The 17,321-nt window shown below is 34.9% G+C and carries 17 protein-coding genes; 14 read left to right on the top strand and 3 right to left on the bottom strand.

Annotated features, from left to right (window positions below; all coding sequences use genetic code 11):
• Window positions 1–174: 174 nt before the first annotated feature.
• Together C7J89_RS03900 and C7J89_RS03895 are read left to right on the top strand one after the other, a co-directional pair.
• Window positions 175–1,755: an FMN-binding glutamate synthase family protein gene (locus tag C7J89_RS03900; protein WP_103294943.1), complete on the top strand. Its 1,581-nt coding sequence runs from the start codon at window positions 175–177 to the stop codon at window positions 1,753–1,755.
• Between the two features lie 173 nt (window positions 1,756–1,928).
• Window positions 1,929–3,002: a M42 family metallopeptidase gene (locus C7J89_RS03895; protein ID WP_103294942.1), complete on the top strand. Its 1,074-nt coding sequence runs from the start codon at window positions 1,929–1,931 to the stop codon at window positions 3,000–3,002.
• A gap of 43 nt (window positions 3,003–3,045) precedes the next feature.
• Here C7J89_RS03895 and C7J89_RS03890 read toward each other — a convergent pair whose 3' ends face one another.
• Window positions 3,046–3,864, bottom strand: a complete 819-nt coding sequence (locus C7J89_RS03890) for an SDR family oxidoreductase (RefSeq protein ID WP_103294941.1) — start codon at window positions 3,862–3,864, stop codon at window positions 3,046–3,048.
• Between the two features lie 233 nt (window positions 3,865–4,097).
• On the opposite strand from C7J89_RS03890, the gene C7J89_RS03885 reads away from it, so the two are divergent.
• The 11 genes from C7J89_RS03885 (at window position 4,098) to hisIE (ending at window position 14,157) form a co-directional block, all read left to right on the top strand.
• Window positions 4,098–5,636, top strand: a complete 1,539-nt coding sequence (locus tag C7J89_RS03885) for an AbgT family transporter (protein WP_103294940.1) — start codon at window positions 4,098–4,100, stop codon at window positions 5,634–5,636.
• Between the two features lie 132 nt (window positions 5,637–5,768).
• A complete protein-coding gene (locus tag C7J89_RS03880; RefSeq protein ID WP_103294939.1) occupies window positions 5,769–7,067 on the top strand; it encodes a D-serine ammonia-lyase in 1,299 nt (432 codons plus the stop codon).
• Between the two features lie 173 nt (window positions 7,068–7,240).
• On the top strand, window positions 7,241–8,059 hold the full coding sequence (locus C7J89_RS03875) for an ATP phosphoribosyltransferase regulatory subunit (protein ID WP_103294938.1): 819 nt from the start codon (window positions 7,241–7,243) through the stop codon (window positions 8,057–8,059).
• Between the two features lie 21 nt (window positions 8,060–8,080).
• On the top strand, window positions 8,081–8,698 hold the full coding sequence (gene hisG, locus C7J89_RS03870; RefSeq protein WP_061853664.1) for an ATP phosphoribosyltransferase: 618 nt from the start codon (window positions 8,081–8,083) through the stop codon (window positions 8,696–8,698).
• Window positions 8,688–9,944 carry a histidinol dehydrogenase gene (gene hisD / locus C7J89_RS03865; RefSeq protein ID WP_371860688.1) on the top strand — a complete coding sequence of 419 codons (1,257 nt, stop codon included), beginning with the start codon at window positions 8,688–8,690 and terminating at the stop codon, window positions 9,942–9,944. Before hisG ends, hisD begins: the two co-directional genes overlap by 11 nt.
• Window positions 9,944–10,948 carry a pyridoxal phosphate-dependent aminotransferase gene (locus C7J89_RS03860; RefSeq protein WP_103294936.1) on the top strand — a complete coding sequence of 335 codons (1,005 nt, stop codon included), beginning with the start codon at window positions 9,944–9,946 and terminating at the stop codon, window positions 10,946–10,948. Before hisD ends, C7J89_RS03860 begins: the two co-directional genes overlap by 1 nt.
• On the top strand, window positions 10,926–11,504 hold the full coding sequence (gene hisB / locus C7J89_RS03855) for an imidazoleglycerol-phosphate dehydratase HisB (RefSeq protein ID WP_061853667.1): 579 nt from the start codon (window positions 10,926–10,928) through the stop codon (window positions 11,502–11,504). Before C7J89_RS03860 ends, hisB begins: the two co-directional genes overlap by 23 nt.
• Window positions 11,501–12,097 carry an imidazole glycerol phosphate synthase subunit HisH gene (hisH, locus tag C7J89_RS03850; protein ID WP_103294935.1) on the top strand — a complete coding sequence of 199 codons (597 nt, stop codon included), beginning with the start codon at window positions 11,501–11,503 and terminating at the stop codon, window positions 12,095–12,097. The genes hisB and hisH overlap by 4 nt, the downstream gene beginning before the upstream one ends.
• Window positions 12,072–12,776 (top strand): 1-(5-phosphoribosyl)-5-((5-phosphoribosylamino)methylideneamino)imidazole-4-carboxamide isomerase, encoded by a 705-nt coding sequence (hisA, locus tag C7J89_RS03845; RefSeq protein WP_061853669.1) that lies wholly within the window; start codon window positions 12,072–12,074, stop codon window positions 12,774–12,776. Before hisH ends, hisA begins: the two co-directional genes overlap by 26 nt.
• Window positions 12,773–13,531: an imidazole glycerol phosphate synthase subunit HisF gene (gene hisF / locus C7J89_RS03840; protein ID WP_061853670.1), complete on the top strand. Its 759-nt coding sequence runs from the start codon at window positions 12,773–12,775 to the stop codon at window positions 13,529–13,531. Before hisA ends, hisF begins: the two co-directional genes overlap by 4 nt.
• Window positions 13,528–14,157, top strand: coding sequence for a bifunctional phosphoribosyl-AMP cyclohydrolase/phosphoribosyl-ATP diphosphatase HisIE (hisIE, locus tag C7J89_RS03835; protein ID WP_103294934.1), 630 nt, complete (start codon window positions 13,528–13,530; stop codon window positions 14,155–14,157). The genes hisF and hisIE overlap by 4 nt, the downstream gene beginning before the upstream one ends.
• Before the next feature lie 168 nt (window positions 14,158–14,325).
• On the opposite strand, the gene C7J89_RS03830 is transcribed toward hisIE, so the two are convergent.
• Window positions 14,326–15,030 carry an SDR family oxidoreductase gene (locus C7J89_RS03830; protein ID WP_103294933.1) on the bottom strand — a complete coding sequence of 235 codons (705 nt, stop codon included), beginning with the start codon at window positions 15,028–15,030 and terminating at the stop codon, window positions 14,326–14,328.
• Between the two features lie 153 nt (window positions 15,031–15,183).
• On the opposite strand from C7J89_RS03830, the gene C7J89_RS03825 reads away from it, so the two are divergent.
• Complete coding sequence (locus C7J89_RS03825; protein WP_061853673.1) at window positions 15,184–15,453, top strand: DUF1413 domain-containing protein; 270 nt, start codon at window positions 15,184–15,186, stop codon at window positions 15,451–15,453.
• 69 nt (window positions 15,454–15,522) lie between these two features.
• Here the strand turns inward: C7J89_RS03825 and uidA are convergent, their stop codons facing one another.
• Window positions 15,523–17,313 carry a beta-glucuronidase gene (gene uidA, locus C7J89_RS03820; RefSeq protein WP_103294932.1) on the bottom strand — a complete coding sequence of 597 codons (1,791 nt, stop codon included), beginning with the start codon at window positions 17,311–17,313 and terminating at the stop codon, window positions 15,523–15,525.
• Window positions 17,314–17,321 lie beyond the last annotated feature (8 nt).

Here is a 17,321-nt window from a genome sequence, read left to right as displayed (position 1 = left end):
AGTAATAACACTTTTTCAGCTACTTAAAACTTATTATCATCAACTATTTAAAGTACTAACGCATTTTATTATTTTTTAAATTTATACTGTGCACTATTTAGTTAAATTACGCTTATTTTTAATTGTAAAAATTTCTATATGATGTAATATTAGATTTGATGGGGAGGAATGAATATGACACTTTTAACAATTTTACAATTTATAGTAAATATTATTATTGTATGCTTTTTACTTGGGGGAGTTATTACTGCTGCATTATTAATTTTCAAAGATAAACGTCAAACTCAACATAGTGTGTTACGTAATTATCCTTTATTAGCACGTATAAGATATTTCTTTGAGAAAGTCGGACCAGAAATGCGTCAATACTTTTTCCTAGAGGATAAAGAAGGCAAACCATTTTCCAGATTAGATTATAAAAACATTGTTTTAGCTGGGAAATACAATTCAAGAATGGCAAGCTTCGGAACGGAAAAAGATTACGACGCAGGATTTTATATTAAAAATACAATGTTTCCACATCAGGCTTCCGAGTTGCGCATTGATCAAAGTGTATTAATTTCTAGCTTTATTTATAAAATAGATAACGAACGCCTTTTCGAAAGAGATGAGCATCGCGAAAAATCACAAATTAATCCTTACTTCTTAGATGATGAAGACGAAATAATTATTGGTCCTAAACTGGCTCATCCATTTCGTTTGAAACGTTTGGTTGGTCAATCAGGTATGAGCTACGGTGCTTTAGGTGGTAATGCAATTACCGCTTTATCCAAAGGGTTAGGTCAAGCAGGCACGTGGATGAATACAGGTGAAGGTGGCCTATCAAAATATCATCTTACTGGTAATACAAACATTATTTTCCAAATCGGTCCTGGCCTATTTGGTGTCAGAGACGAAAATGGTAATTTCAACATAGATTTATTTAAAGAGTTAGCTGATTCTGAAGCTATAAGAGCATTCGAAATTAAACTTGCACAAGGCGCTAAAACACGCGGAGGGCATATGCAAGGCAATAAAGTTACAGAAGAAATCGCTAAAATTAGAAAAGTAAAACCATGGGTAACGATTAACTCACCTAACCGCTTTGATTTTATAAACAATACATATGAGTTACTATCGTGGGTCGAACATTTACAAACGGTGGGACAAAAACCTGTAGGGTTTAAAATCGTTGTTAGTTCTACTGCTGAAATTGAAACACTAGTTAATACGATGGTAGAAACAGGTATTTACCCTAATTTCATTACAATAGATGGTGGCGAAGGTGGTACTGGAGCTACATTCCAAGAATTACAAGACGGTGTTGGTCTACCATTATTTACAGCCTTACCTATCGTATCAGCCATGTTAGAAAAATATGAAGTCCGTGATCGAGTTAAAATCTTTGCTTCAGGTAAACTTATTACGCCAGATAAAATTGCTATAGCATTAGGATTAGGTGCAGATTTAGTCAATATTGCGCGTGGAATGATGATTAGTGTTGGTTGTATCATGAGTCAACAATGTCATTTAAATACTTGTCCAGTTGGCGTTGCTACAACCGACCCTAAAAAGGAACAAGCGCTTATAGTAGAAGAAAAGAAATATCGTGTGACTAACTATATTACAAGTTTACACGAAGGCTTATTCAATATCGCGGCAGCTGTTGGTGTTAACAGTCCGACACAAATTAATAAAGATCATATTATTATTAAAAAACATGACGGTACCATACAATCAATTAATGATTATAAGCTTAAATTATTAGAATCATAAGTAATGTCGGTACCAGATAAACATTTTAACTGTACAAAATAGACAATAAGACTGAGGTATAAGTTCATGCCCAGTCTTTTTAATTTTATAAATTGTATAAGTATTGCATTAATAGCATTTCAAAAATTTAGTGCTACAATATAATTAAATAAAAACATTGGGGGGGTTATTTTATGAAAAATTCAATAGAATTGTTAAAAACTTTAACAGATGTAAATGGTATTTCTGGTCATGAAATGCAAGTTAAGTCTTTAATGCATGACTACTTAAAACCACTTAGTGATGAAATTATTGAAGATAACTTAGGTGGCATTTTCGGGAAAAAGAATGCAACTAATGGTACTAAATCGATTATGGTTGCCAGCCATTTAGACGAAATTGGTTTCATCGTTACGCAAATTGATAAGAATGGTTTTATTAAATTCACTCCAGTTGGAGGTTGGTGGAACCAAGTAATGCTTTCACAAAAAGTAACGATAACTACAGATGAAGGCAAAGAAATCCGTGGTATTATTGGTTCTAAGCCACCTCATGCTTTATCACAAGAAGCACGTAAAAAAACAATAGATATTAAAGATATGTTTATAGATATCGGGGTTAAAAGTAAAAAAGAAGCGCAACAATTTGGCATAGACATAGGTAATATGATTACGCCATATAGCGAATTTGAAACTTTAGCCAACAATAAATATTTAACAGCAAAAGCGTTTGATAATCGTTATGGTTGTGCTCTTGCTGTAGATGTATTAGATAATTTAAAAAATGATGATATTAACATTGATTTATATTCTGGTGCAAATGTACAAGAAGAAGTTGGTTTACGTGGTGCTAAAGTAGCAGCAAATAAAATCAAACCTGATTTGGCGATAGCTGTCGATGTTGCCGTAGCATATGACACACCAGACATGTCTCAACTTAGTGATACTGCTCTTGGTGAAGGTCCTGTTGTCATCATTATGGATAGTAGTATTATTGGACATGTAGGTTTCAGTAAACACGTTAAGCAAATTGCGAAAAAACATAATATCTCAATTCAATTGGATACTACGATTGGTGGCGGCACAGATGCTGGTAGTATTCATGTAGCCAACGAAGGTGTGCCTACACTATCTATCGGCGTGGCGTTACGTTATATGCATTCTAACGTTTCGGTGCTGCATACTGACGACTATAAAAATTCGGTTAATTTAATCACAGAAATTGTTAAATCACTAGACGATGAGACAGTTGAAAGCATTAAATGGTAAATAAGCAAAAAGCTGGTAGCGCGATGCTATCAGCTTTTTGTATTTATTTAATTGATTTTTTCCAACTATCATCACTTAACATTTCCCCAGGCCATGTATAAGACATCACACCACCATCAATCGTTATCGTTTCACCAGTAATAAATGAACTATCATCAGAAGCTAAAAACGTCACTAATTTACCTACTTCACTTGGCTTACCTAAACGACCCAATGGTGTTACCCATTTTTGATTTTCTCTAAAATCTTGTCCGGCTTTGTCCTCTGCACTACCTACAAGTTTATCGACTAATGGCGTTTCAATCGTACCTGGAGCAATCGCATTTGCACGTATATTTTCACGACCATATTCTATTGCTGTCGAACGTGTAAAGTTTATAACGCCACCTTTAGCCGCATTATACCCTGAGCGGTTTAGATCAGCGGCTTGACCAGAAAATGATGCAGTATTAATAATAGAGCCACCGTTATCCAACATGAGTGGGATAAAGAATTTTGTCATTAAAAACGTCCCTCTTAAGTCGACGTTAATAATTTTATCGAATACCTCAATAGGATACTCATGAATACGGCCAGCTGCATTATCAACACCAGCGTTATTAAATAGCACATCTATCGTGCCATAGCTCTCTTGAATACTTTTGGCTGCCCTTTCTACTGCATGTTCGTCAGAAATATCAATATGATAAGCTTTAGCCTTACCACCTGCATTATTTATAGCTTTAACTGTAGCGTCAATGTCTTTTGATATATCGAAAGCTAATACTTCAGCACCTTCATTCGCTAATGCTTCGGCAGATGCTTGACCTATACCAGTACTTGCACCTGTTATTACTGCCACTTTATTATCTAATCTTCCCATTCAAACTCACTCCTTTAATAATCGCCACGTTATTCTTACTTATTTAAAGATTGCCTGTTTAAGCGAGCACTAAACATATGGTAAGCAGTAGTTGCTTTTATAAAATTAATAATCCATAAGAATAAGTAGATAGTCACATAATAAAAATTGAAAATGATAATTTTTCAGAAAATTATGTTTTTTTACCATTTGCTTTGTTATACTTTCGATAAGTTTCAAAGGGGGGCGATTTTATGAGTTCAAATGTTAAACAAAAAAAATCACTTATGAATAAATTTTTAAACGTCGTAGAGGGTGTTGGTAATCGTTTACCAGATCCTAGTATTCTTTTCTTTTTAATGTGTCTCGGTTTAGCAATTCTTACATGGATCGTGTCATTATTTCATGTTTCAGTTAAGCATCCGGGTACTGGTAAGGTCGTAGAAATTAAAAGTATATTAAGTGGCGATGGTCTCAAAATGATTTTAAACGATGCTATAAAAAATTTCTCCGAATTCCCAGCTTTAGGCCTAGTGCTAGCAGTGATGTTAGGCATTGGAGTTGCTGAAAAAACTGGTTATTTTGATAAATTAATGATTCAAGTCGTCAATAAAGCACCTAAAAAGATTATCGTACCTTGTATTATTGCTATAGGCATATTAGGTAATGCGGCTGGAGATGCAGCACCTATCGTCTTACCACCTATTACAGCAATGGTATTTATTAAATTAGGTTACCACCCTATAGCAGGTTTAGCTATGGCTTATGCATCGGCTTTAGGAGGATTCTCAGCCAATTTAATATTAGGTATGACTGATGCCTTAGTGTACTCATTTACAGAACCAGCAACAAAAATCGTGACAGATAAAATACATATTAATGTGGCAATGAACTGGTATTTTATTGCAGCAAGTGTTGTCGTATTATTACCTGCAGTTTACTGGGTTACTATGAAATTAGTTATACCGAGATTAGGTACATATGACGATACAAATTCTGATATCAGTACGGATGATTCAAATAATTCAATCACGCCAACACAACAACGTGCAGTATTTTGGGCTAATATTAGTTTTGTCGCTTCAATAATAGTTTTAATTATTTTAGCCATACCTGAAAATAGTTTTTTACGTAATGCCAAGACGGGCAGTCTACTCAATGATGCGCCAATTTTAAATGGCGTTGGCTTAATTTTGCTAATTGTATTTTTAATTCCGGGTATTGTTTATGGGGTAATGACTAAAGAAATAAGCAATACAAAAGACTTAGGTCAAATGTTTACTGATTCTATGTCTTCTATGGGTTCGTTTATCGTTATCGTCTTTTTCGCAGCACAACTATTAGCATTTTTAGAGTGGAGCAATTTAGGTATTATTGTAGCTGTAAAAGGTGCTGAACTATTGAAAGGTCAAAATGGCGTCGTGTTAATTATCGGTATTATTATTCTTAGCGCGTTAATAAACATGTTAATTGGTAGTGCCTCTGCAAAATGGGGTATTTTAGCGCCAATATTCATACCGATGCTTATACTCGTAGGTTTCCATCCGGCGTTCACACAAATGTTATATCGTATTGGAGATTCAATTTCCAACCCTATCACACCAATGATGCCTTATTTACCATTATTGTTATCATACGCTCAAAAATACGACAAAAATATGCAACTCGGATCTTTAATATCAAGTTTAATGCCTTATACCATCGTATTAAGTATTGTGTGGCCATTGTTTATGATTATTTGGTATTTACTCGGATTACCATTAGGTCCAGGTGGCCCTTTACTTACTAAATAAAAATAAACATTATATAATTAAATTAAGCAAAAATAACGTTCCTATGTAAATAGTTGTTACATAGGAACGTTTAGTACATTTATTTTTAATTGCTCAATTACTTAATAAATAAAAGCAAGGAGTGGAACAATAATGATTGATGTAATAACTTTAAAAAATAACTATCCCCTTATTCAAAACATGCAGCATTATGAACCAATTTTTTGGCGTAATCCTCGTTTTGAATATGCCTCAATGTCGTCGTATTCTGTTAAAGATATTGAAGAAGCTGATGGACGTTTAAGACGTTTTAGTAGTTATTTAGCATGTGTTTTTCCTGAAACACGCACTTCCAACGGTATCATTGAGTCTGCACTTGTCCCACTTCCAGATATGCAAAACCTTTTAAAAGAACAACAAGGCATTGGTTTAGCAGGACAATTACTATTAAAATGTGATAATGCTTTACCTATTTCTGGTTCAATCAAGGCGCGCGGTGGCATATATGAAGTATTAAAATTTGCAGAACACATCGCTATGACTGAAGGTACACTAACAAAAGATGATGATTACGCAATATTAAACTCAGAGTATTATCACAAAATTTTTTCTGACTATACAATTGCCGTTGGTTCGACGGGTAACTTAGGTTTAAGTATTGGTATTATGAGTGCTAAATTAGGCTTTTCTGTTAATGTCCATATGTCTAGCGATGCACGTCAGTGGAAAAAAGAGTTATTGCGTTCTTTAGGTGTGACTGTGACCGAACATGATTCTGATTATCAAGTAGCTGTGGCAGAAGGTAGAAAGATTGCTCAAACAGATCCAAAGTGTCATTTTGTTGATGATGAGAATTCTGAAGATCTATTTTTAGGTTATACAGTTGCTGCCTTACGTCTAAAAGAGCAACTTGAAGCACAAAATATCACCATTGATTCAGAGCATCCTTTATGTGTTCACATTCCATGCGGTGTGGGTGGTGGACCTGGTGGTGTCGCATTTGGTTTACGTAAAGTATTAGGTCCTCATGTTTATTGTTTCTTTGCCGAGCCAACACATGCACCTTGTATGACATTAGGTTTAATGACACAATTATTCGATAGTATTGCGGTAACAGATATCGGTTTAGACGGTCGAACAGATGCCGATGGATTAGCTGTATCCCGCCCTTCTAAATTAGTAAGTAAAATCATGTCACCTATGTTATACGGTTCATATACTGTGCAAGATAATATGATGTATCGTTACTTGTATTTATTGTCTATTAGCGAACAAATTAACGTTGAACCTTCAGCCGCTTCAGGATTCGATGGTCTAGCACAAACTGTTCAACACTTACCGCATTTAAATACTAAAAACACAACACATATCGTTTGGGCTACAGGTGGCAATATGGTGCCAAATGATGATATGGCAAATTATATAGCATACGGCAAATCCATAAATTATTAAGTCTAGCATTGCACTTTGTAATTTAACTTCTACGCTGAATTATAAAGTGCTATTAATTCCGCTATAATATTCAGAAAATTGATTGAATTTAAACAATTGGTGTGTTACAGTGTTATTTATCATTTAATACTTTACTTCGGTAGAGAGTAAAAGCAAATGTAAAGGATGGTTTTATGACAAATTCAACAACTTTAATCGCAAACAAAGAGAAAGAAATTGCTTTTTTAAAGCATTTTGAAGCTACAAATTTTGAACTTGTTGACTTCAGCTTTATTGAATCTTTAAAGTGGCCTACGCTCACTCAAGATGACTTACATCAAATGACGGAACGTAGTTTTTGGCAACATAACCATCAAATTTTTGCTTTACGTAATGACTTTACTGATCAATTATTACGTTATTACAGTCAATACCCTGCTGACTACGATAAAGTAGCATATTCTGGACCTATAATAAGAGATAATATTGTTAATACACAGCTCGGAATTGAACACTACAATCCAACTGTTACTCAAATGCAACATGACTTTAGCGTATTTTACGACTTTATTAAAACAACGCTAGACGATGACATTGATTTTATTATTTTAGGCCATTACCAACTTATAGACTTATTACTAGAACAACAATATCAAGACGACACGACGTTAAAATATATTCAAGAGCGCAATATTTCGGCGTTATCTCAACTTTTAGGTACTGCGCACCCTATTATCCAATTGCTGACGACTAATACGACTGAACAGTTAAACTTGTTAACTCAATTGTATACGCCGGACCATACAACGATACAAGCATTGACACGTTGGGAACAATATTTCAAATCATTGGGCGTAAATAATATCCATTTAGATATCACGCCTCAACCACCACGTTCATATTATAAAGGCGCATTTATGAGTTGTACGTTACAACGTAATAAAGAGCAACAATTAACTGGCGGTTATTACAAAGGCACATTAGAAGGTTTCGGCCTAGGATTTATACTTTAATTTTGAGGGAGAGAAAACGTTATGTTGACAGTTGCATTAGCCAAGGGCAGACTTTTAAAAAGCTTTATTCAATATTTACACGAAAAAAATGAAACTAAAATCGTAGCAGCATTAGAAAATAGACAACGCCAATTATTAATATCAGTGGAAGATATTCAATTTATTTTAGTCAAAGGTAGTGACGTCCCAATTTATGTAGAACAAGGCGTAGCAGATGTTGGCATAGTTGGTAGCGATATACTAGATGAAGGACAATATAACATTAATAATTTATTGGACCTACCTTTTGGTGATTGTCATTTCGCACTAGCTGCAAAACCAGAAACGACTACATTTAATAAAGTCGCAACATCATATGTACAGACTGCACAAAATTATTTCGAACAACAAGGTATAGATGTTGAATTAGTAAAGCTATCTGGTTCTATAGAACTTGCATGCTTAGTTGAAATGGTAGATGGTATCGTTGATATCGTTCAAACAGGTACAACACTCAAATCAAATGGCTTAGTCGAAAAAGACGAAATATCATCTATTAATGCGAAACTAATCACTAATAAACATTCATATTTTCAAAAGTCTAAAGATATAGATCGCTTTATACAAACTTTGGAGGTGTCACTCATTGATTTTAAATAAAACTTCTTTTCTAAACTCAACAAAAGATACACCTGCGTTAAATGAGGACTTATATCCTTTAGTAAAAGATATTTGTGATAATGTTAAGCATTCTGGAGATGCTGCAATACGTAGCTATAATAAACAGTTTGATCAAGTCGATACACCTCAACTTGCGATTAAGGCCGATGCTATTAAGCAAGCTTATAGCCGTATAGATAGCGAACTTAAAAAATCATTAATACAAAGTTATGAACGTATTAAAGCGTACCAAGAATCTATTAAATGGGAATCAAAGCGTAGCCAAGAAGAGTGTTATGAATTATATCACCCACTTGATAGTGTAGGTATATATGTACCAGGTGGTAAAGCAAGTTATCCTTCAACAGTGTTAATGACTGCGACGCTAGCTCAAGTAGCCGGCGTGAATAATATCGTAGTTGTTACACCACCTCAACAACAAGGTGTATCAGATGTCGTGCTTGCTGCTTGTTATATCACGGGCATAACTTCTGTCTATCAAGTTGGCGGTGCTCAAAGTATCGCAGCTTTAACTTATGGTACAGAAACCATTCCAAAGGTAGATAAAATCGTTGGCCCAGGTAACCAATTTGTTGCATACGCAAAAAAATATCTATTTGGAACTGTTGGTATCGACCAAATAGCAGGACCAAGTGAAATTGCCTTGATTATCGATGATACTGCAGATTTAGAAGCAATTACTTATGATGTCTTTGCTCAAGCTGAACATGATGAATTAGCACGTACTTTTGTTATTAGTGAAGACTTAACTGTACTTCAAAAACTAGAACAAAAAATAACTGAATCGTTATCAACAATAGAACGTCGTGACATTGTAAAAGCAAGTATCGATAGCAATCATTATCTTATTCATGTTGAAAATTTTGACGATGCTTGCGATGTAATGAATAGCATTGCGCCAGAACATGCATCTATTCAGACTAAAGATCCTGAAGCTTATTTAAATCATGTGCGTCATGTTGGCGCTTTATTCTTAGGTTATTATTCTCCTGAAGTTATTGGGGATTACGTTGCAGGACCTAGCCACGTATTACCAACGAATCAAAATGCCCGTTTTGCTAACGGCCTATCTGTAAATGACTTTTTAACGAGACATTCTGTTATTAACTTGTCTCAACAGACGTTCAACCAAATTCAACAATCTGCGCAAACTATCGCACACACTGAGCAGTTATTTAATCATGAACAATCAATTAAGGTGCGCATCAATAAAGGAGAATCATAATGATTAGAATTAACAAAAATGAAAGCCCACTTAAACCATTATCGCAAGAATTAATAGCTTCTATCATTAGTAAATCTGCCTTTAACTTTTATCCAGATGCAGAATATGAACGTTTTAAAGAAGCATACGCTCAGTTTTATGGTTTTGAAGCTGAGCAAATTATTGCAGGTAACGGGTCTGACGAACTAATTCAAAAGTTAATGCTTATTATGCCAGAAGGACCTGCGTTAACTTTGAATCCAGATTTCTTTATGTATCAAGCTTATGCTAAACAAGTTCAACGCCCTATTCATTTTGTAGAGGCAGAGACAGATTTAACGTTCGATTTGAATAAAATTCTAAAGGCTATAGATACACATCAACCTTCGTTTTTCATCATGAGTAATCCGCATAACCCATCAGGCAAACAATATGACGTTTCATTTTTAACAGCGATTGCTAATAAAATGAAAGACATCGGAGGTTATTTCGTTATTGATGAAGCCTATTTAGATTTTGGCGAAGCATATGACTTCAGTATGGCAGATCATGTGTTACAAATGCGCACGTTGTCTAAAGCATTTGCTATTGCTGGACTTCGATTAGGTGTATTAATAAGCACACCTAAAACAATAGATAAAATTAAGCAAATTGAACATCCTTATCCACTCAATACAGTAACTTTAAATATCGCTATATATATGTTTGAACATTCGACAACAACAAGACAATTTATTGAACATCAACGTCATTTAGCACAACGCCTTAAAGACATATTCAATGATAATGTCGGAGATGTTATTTATATTTTCCCTTCGGCTACTAATTTTGTTTTAACTAAAGGGGCTTTAGCACATTCTTTAGGTCAATATATCGCCGGTAAAGGGTTTCAACCTAGAATTTATGATGAACCAGAAATGAGTGAGTATGTTAGATATTCTATCGCTACTGACGAACAATTAGATGAATTAACTCAAATTGTTCAAGATTGGAGGAAACAATATGAAATTTCAAAAAACGCGTAATACAGCTGAGACAAAACTCGACATATCATTATCAGATGATGGCGCTAAAAGCGAAATCAATACAGGCGTGGGATTTTTAGATCATATGTTAACACTATTTTCTTTCCATAGTCAGTTAACACTAACAATACGCGCTGACGGTGATGTAGAGGTAGATGACCATCATGTAACAGAAGATATAGGCATTGTGTTAGGCCAATTACTACTAGAAATGGTAAAAGAAAAACAATCGTTTAGTCGATATGCGACAAGTTATATACCAATGGATGAAACTTTAGCACGCACTGTCATGGATATTAGTGGTAGACCTTATTTATCATTTAATTGTGAACTTAGTAAAGAAAAAGTTGGTACTTTTGATACGGAATTAACTGAAGAGTTTTTTCGAGCGCTAGTTATCAATGCTCGCTTAACTACACACATTGATTTAATAAGAGGTGGTAATACGCATCACGAAATTGAAGCTATATTTAAATCATTTGCTAGAGCTTTAAAAGATGCTTTAGCAGCAAATGATGTACAAGGCGTGCCTTCCTCAAAAGGAGTGATTGAATGATTGCAATCATTGATTACGGCTTAGGTAACATTAAAAATATAAAACGCGCGGTCGAACATTTGGGTTACGCAGCTCAATTAACAGACGATGAATCAATTATAAAACAAGCGGATTTCATTATTTTACCGGGCGTAGGACACTTTAAAGATGCAATGCGTGCAATTAACCAACGTCAATTATTGCCAATTTTAAAAAATATTAAGGACAAACCAATGTTAGGTATCTGTTTAGGTATGCAATTGTTATTCGAACATAGTGCTGAAGGCGATGTTGATGGTTTGCAATTAATACCAGGTCAAATTATCCCCATTCAATCGCCCTACCCTGTACCTCACTTAGGATGGAATAATTTAATTAGTGACCATAAACAACTAGAACACGATGTCTATTTCGTTCATTCTTATCAAGCCGAAATGTCAGATAATGTCATAGCTTATGCTGACTATGGCACTAAAATCCCAGGCATTGTACAATATGAAAATTATATCGGCATCCAATTCCACCCTGAAAAGAGTGGCGAATATGGTTTAGCTATTCTAAATCAAGCTTTACAAGGAGGATTTTTAAATGATCAAGCTTTGGCCGGCAATTGATTTAATAAATGCAACAAGCGTGAGGCTTACAGAAGGCAAATATGATTCTGAAGAGAAAATGGCTCGTAGCGCTGAAGAGAGTATTACTTATTATAGCAAATTTGACTGTGTTGATCGTATCCATATTGTTGACTTAATCGGTGCTAAACAACAAACTTCAGTTGAACAAGATTATATTAAAACTTTACGTGAACTCACAACGAAACCAATTGAAGTTGGTGGCGGTATACGAACGGTAGAAACAATAAAAGCATACTTTGACCAAGGTATTGATTACTGCATAGTTGGTACGAAAGCTATTCAAGATTTAGATTGGTTAGCGCAAGTAGCACAACAATTCCCAAATCGTATTTATTTATCGGTAGATGCCTATAAACAAGCAATTAAAATCAACGGCTGGGAACAAGATGCACAGTTAGATTTATTTGACCTTGTAGAGACAATAAACCACTTACCTTTAGGCGGATTAATCTATACAGATATTTCTAAAGATGGCCGTTTAGCAGGACCTAATTTTGAAATTACTGGTAAATTAGTACAACAAACTGACATTCCTATCGTTGCTTCTGGTGGTATTCGAGACCAAGAAGATATTAAAAAATTGGATGCATTAAATGTTTATGCGGCAATCGTTGGTAAGGCTGCACATAACCCACAATTTTGGGAGGGATTGTCTTGATTAAAAAAAGAATTATTCCCTGTTTAGATGTAAAAGACGGTAGAGTCGTTAAAGGAATTCAATTTAAAGGCTTACGAGACATTGGCAATCCAGTAGACTACGCGCTTTATTATAATGAGCAAGGTGCAGACGAATTAGTCTTTTTAGATATTTCAAAAACCGAGGCTGGTCATGATTTAGTATTAGATGTGATTGAAGAAACTGCAGAAAAGTTATTTATTCCTCTAACTGTGGGCGGAGGTATTTCCACTCTAGATGATATATCACAATTATTAAATCATGGTGCTGATAAAGTATCACTAAATTCTAGCGCATTAAAAAACCCTCAATTTATTAAAGAAGCTAGCGATAAATTTGGTAGACAATGTATTTGTATCGCTATAGATAGTAATTATGATTCAACATTAGATGATTATTTTTGTTATACACATGGTGGTAAGAAACGAACAGATAAACGTGTTTATGATTGGGTTAAAGAAGTTGAAGCATTGGGTGCTGGCGAATTACTTATCACAAGTATGACTCATGATGGTATGAAACAAGGGTTTGATGTCACACATTTACATGAAATCGAACAACGCGTAAATATACCAGTAATTGCTTCTGGTGGCGGCGGTCAACCTAGTCATTTCGTTGATTTATTTAACCAAACGGATGTCTCAGCTGGTTTAGCTGCAAGCATATTACATGATAAAGAAACGACTGTTAATGAAATTAAATCATTTATGTCTGAAGGAGGTATTCCTGTAAGATGACACAACAACCTGATTTTAGTAAGGGACTATTGCCCGCTATTTTGCAAGATGCGAGTACAAAACAAGTATTAATGCTTGGCTATATGAACGAACAAGCATATCAACAAACACTTAAAGATAATGTCGTATGTTTTTATTCGCGTTCAAAACAACGTCTATGGACTAAAGGTGAAACTTCTGGCCACACACAAGAAGTGAAAAATATTTATTTAGATTGTGATCAAGATACGATTCTTATTGAAGTGATACCTAATGGCCCAACATGCCACACTGGCAGCCAAAGTTGTTTTAATACTGATATTCCATTCAGCGTGCAAGATCTAGGGCAAACTATTACTACTAGTGCCGAATCTAACAAAGAAAATTCATATACTAAATATTTATTAGCAGAAGGCATCGAGAAAATCACTAAAAAGTTTGGTGAAGAAGCCTTTGAAGTTGTTATCGGTGCAATGAAAAATGATCGTGAAGAAGTGACAAACGAAACTGCAGATTTACTGTATCACTTATTTGTCTTACTACATGATTTAGATATAAGCTTTACGGAAGTAGAAAAAGTATTAGCAGAACGTCACAAGCAAACGAACAATTTTAAAGGTGAACGTTCAGATATTAATAATTGGTAACGATGAAGAGCCTGAGACATAATGTCTTCAGGCTCATTTTTTTATTGGCAGTAGATGACTGAATTTAAATTGTGCTTATACCAAGCTGCTTTCAAATATAGTCATCCTTGGCGTGATGGGACTACAAAACCTTCTTATCAAAATAAGATTTTTGTCCTGCTCTCTTTTTTAGACTGGTCGTACCGTAACTTCATTTACATTTACATGTGCGGGTTGTTGTAGCGCATATATTGCCGCTTCAGCAATATCTTTAGGCTCTAATTTTTTACGTCCGCCCCAATCTGTACTTTCTGTCATTGAAGTTTCTACCATACCTGGTGAAATGCTTGTTGCTCTAACGCCTGTCTTAGCCAGTTCTTTTTCTAAACCTTGTGTTAACGTGTGCACAGCAGTTTTTGTCATACTGTATAACGTACTTTGTTTAGTTACTTCAAAACCTGAAATAGAAGCAATATTAATAATGTGACCTGAAGATTGTGCTAAAAACTTAGGCAACACAGCATTTATGCCATAAAGCATTCCTTTAACATTGACGTCTAACATCGTATCCCAAGCATCGACATCGCCATCTGTTACTGCTGATGACAACATTTGGCCGGCACTATTAACTAAAACATCAATTTTACCAAATTGTTCTTGGGCAAAATTCACTAAATTATTTACCTCGTCATTTTTAGTAACATCAACGACAAATGTACGCACTTGTACTTGTGTATCTTCTTGGATGCTTGATGCTACTTCTTTAAGACGTTGTTCATTTCGGCCGCCTAATACGACATTCATCTGTTGCTGTGCAAATGCTTGAGCAATGCCAGCTCCAATACCACTACTAGCACCAGTTATCACAGCTACTTTACCATTTAAGTTCATTATTTTACCTCCCTATTCTACTTTACTATTTTAACCCTACCACATATTCACTGCTGCAATCATTAATTAAGAACCATCAACACTTTCGTTACTTGTAAATTGCACAATTTAGTAATAAAGTAATAAATAAGATACTAAAAATAAGGGGGTATCCTTATGAACTTTGAAGATAGAATTGCTGAATTACGCGAACAAAAAGGTCGTACATCATTTGAATTTTATTTCAACGCACTTTTCACTGAACAAGAATGGATTGATTTACCACTCGAACAACGACAATCTCTTGAACGTGAATTTCGTATATTTGTAAATAAAAACGACCATATTCGTATACCATTTGCTTCTGAAGACCATATTCGTATGCGTATGTATAATTCTTTATATGAATATAATGAAGTTAAACATAATTTTAAAGCCTATGTATAAATGCAGAAAACGTCAATTTCTAATGATATAGAAATTGACGTTTATTTTTATCTTTTGCGCAAATACATATTAACTTTTATAACCGAAATCTGGAATATTTTCCCAACGTTTTTTGAAGTAATGTGCAACTGCTTTAGGTCGACGTTCACGAGTAAAGATACCTTTTCTATTACCTTGAACACGGATTAAACCATTACTTGTTTCGAAATCTGCAAAGTTCCATGTATGTTCACCGATAAACTGTGGATACTTATCTACAACTTCATGGTTTGCTTCATAATAACGTACTTGATATTCTTCTGTGAATAAAATATCGTCCGTAGCATGTAAACCAGCAACAGTATCTGCACCATATTCCGTGAACATAATTGGTTTGTTAGGTTGCTTACGTCCCCATTCATCCATTTCATTAGCTAATGCTGTTTTAGCGGCATCTAAATCTGCTGTTTGTGTATACCAGCCGTAATAACGATTAAGGCACAATACATCTACTAAATCTTGTACTAAACAATTATCTGGTTGAGCTGTCAATAATGTCACGATAGTAACTGGTCTATTTTGCGGATCACACTCACGCGCTAAGTTTACAAGTGGTTCGAAGTACTCTTTCGCACCTTCTTCCATGGAAGCTGGTTCATTTGCAACAGACCACATTACAACACATGCATAGTTTTTATCTCTAGCTATTAATTCTTTAATAACACTTTCATGAGCTTCTTGTGTACCAATTTCTTTAAACGTATCACGTTCATTCGTACCATCTAATACAGCATTAAAGTTTAAATGCACGCCTACTGCCGTCGTTTCATCTATGACAACTAACCCTTGTTCATCTGCTAAACGCATCATTTCCTCAGAGTATGGATAGTGTGAAGTTCTAAATGAATTACCACCAATCCATTTAATTAAGTTAAAGTCCATCACATTTGCTACTTCATTCATACCTCTGCCATTATAGTAAGTATCTTCATGTTTACCAAACCCTTTGAAGTAAAACGGTTCATTATTGATTAAAAATTGTCCATCTTTGACTTCGACTGAACGAATACCAAATCTTTCAGTGTATTGATCCACAACTTCACCATTATCTACTAAACTGACTTCTAAATTATAAAGATAAGCATTTAATGGTTGCCATAAATGTGGCGATTGAACTTCAATTGTGCCTTCAGCGCCAGTAGTTTTTGCAACGACGTTTTGTTCTGCGTCTAGTAGTCTTACTTGTACATCGCTTTGTGCATTCGTTTCTACTTGGTAATTCACATTAGCATATGAAGGAAATACTTCTGGTACGACTGTAATATCTTCAATATGCGTTTGCGGTGTTGTATAGATTTTGACTGGTCGATGTAGTCCAGCGTAATTAAAGAAGTCAAAGTTTGGCTCATTTTTTCTCACTGTGTCACCATTTTTGTCAGTTGATTCAGAATAAAGACCTACAGGTAACGTCGTTTCGTCTAAAATATTGTTTACACACACAGTTAAACGGTGCGTACCATGTGAAAATTGTTCATCTAATGCTACTTCAAATGGTAAGAAGCCACCTTTATGTGAAGTAACTTCAACGCCATCAATGTATACAGTAGCTTGATGTGTCGCTGAACCAAAACGTAAAACTACACGTTCGTCTTTCAATACTTTAGGAATTGTAAACTCTCGCTCATACCATACATTACCTACGTGATTACGAATTTCTTTAGTAACGCCTTGTTCGTTGTAAGAACCGGGTACAGCCATCACTTGGTTTGTAACTAATGGTTTCGTCGCATCGATCACATCACCTACATTTTCTAATTTAAAGCTCCAAAGTCCGTTTAAATCTATAATACTTCTATGTTCATTTGTGATTGGATATAACATAATAAAGC

Source organism: Staphylococcus kloosii (genome assembly GCF_003019255.1).
GTDB lineage: Bacteria > Bacillota > Bacilli > Staphylococcales > Staphylococcaceae > Staphylococcus > Staphylococcus kloosii.
This window is presented reverse-complemented; position numbering and strand designations above follow the sequence as displayed.

Excerpts from the sequence above, each read along its gene's own strand:
- C7J89_RS03900 (WP_103294943.1), top strand. The coding sequence starts at position 175 with ATGACACTTTTAACAATTTTACAATTTATAGTAAATATTATTATTGTA.
- C7J89_RS03895 (WP_103294942.1), top strand. The coding sequence starts at position 1,929 with ATGAAAAATTCAATAGAATTGTTAAAAACTTTAACAGATGTAAATGGT.
- C7J89_RS03890 (WP_103294941.1), bottom strand. The coding sequence starts at position 3,864 with ATGGGAAGATTAGATAATAAAGTGGCAGTAATAACAGGTGCAAGTACT.
- C7J89_RS03885 (WP_103294940.1), top strand. The coding sequence starts at position 4,098 with ATGAGTTCAAATGTTAAACAAAAAAAATCACTTATGAATAAATTTTTA.
- C7J89_RS03880 (WP_103294939.1), top strand. The coding sequence starts at position 5,769 with ATGATTGATGTAATAACTTTAAAAAATAACTATCCCCTTATTCAAAAC.
- C7J89_RS03875 (WP_103294938.1), top strand. The coding sequence starts at position 7,241 with ATGACAAATTCAACAACTTTAATCGCAAACAAAGAGAAAGAAATTGCT.
- hisG (WP_061853664.1), top strand. The coding sequence starts at position 8,081 with ATGTTGACAGTTGCATTAGCCAAGGGCAGACTTTTAAAAAGCTTTATT.
- C7J89_RS03860 (WP_103294936.1), top strand. The coding sequence starts at position 9,944 with ATGATTAGAATTAACAAAAATGAAAGCCCACTTAAACCATTATCGCAA.
- hisB (WP_061853667.1), top strand. The coding sequence starts at position 10,926 with ATGAAATTTCAAAAAACGCGTAATACAGCTGAGACAAAACTCGACATA.
- hisH (WP_103294935.1), top strand. The coding sequence starts at position 11,501 with ATGATTGCAATCATTGATTACGGCTTAGGTAACATTAAAAATATAAAA.
- hisA (WP_061853669.1), top strand. The coding sequence starts at position 12,072 with ATGATCAAGCTTTGGCCGGCAATTGATTTAATAAATGCAACAAGCGTG.
- hisIE (WP_103294934.1), top strand. The coding sequence starts at position 13,528 with ATGACACAACAACCTGATTTTAGTAAGGGACTATTGCCCGCTATTTTG.
- C7J89_RS03825 (WP_061853673.1), top strand. The coding sequence starts at position 15,184 with ATGAACTTTGAAGATAGAATTGCTGAATTACGCGAACAAAAAGGTCGT.
- uidA (WP_103294932.1), bottom strand. The coding sequence starts at position 17,313 with ATGTTATATCCAATCACAAATGAACATAGAAGTATTATAGATTTAAAC.